Here is a 268-nt window from a genome sequence, read left to right as displayed (position 1 = left end):
CGCGTCGACCTGCGCCGCCAGTGACGGCGCGCCTGGTCGGGCGGCGGCTTGCGGCACGATCACCACGCCCGGCGCGGCGGCGTGAGCCTGCTTCGCATCAGGGGTTTTCTCGCCGCGCTCCTGCTGCACGGTGGTTCTTTCGTTGATGCGCTCGTTAAGCGGCGGACGTTCCGGCGCGTTTTCCAGCACGGGCGCAGGCTGTACGGATTTATTCAGCGAGAAGTGGCTGAAGTGATCGCCCAGCAGCTGCGAACCGATACCGGTGGCG

Annotated in this window: 1 protein-coding gene; it reads right to left on the bottom strand. The window is 67.5% G+C overall.

Going from position 1 to position 268, the window contains the following annotated elements:
• A partial coding sequence (locus FDX01_RS23330; RefSeq protein WP_249360854.1) for a hypothetical protein occupies positions 1-268 on the bottom strand: 268 nt, incomplete at both ends.

Source organism: Citrobacter sp. wls613 (genome assembly GCF_005281195.1).
GTDB classification, from domain to species: domain Bacteria; phylum Pseudomonadota; class Gammaproteobacteria; order Enterobacterales; family Enterobacteriaceae; genus Citrobacter; species Citrobacter gillenii.
The sequence above is the reverse complement of the archived record's forward strand: the minus strand, read 5'-3'. Positions and strand labels throughout refer to the sequence as shown.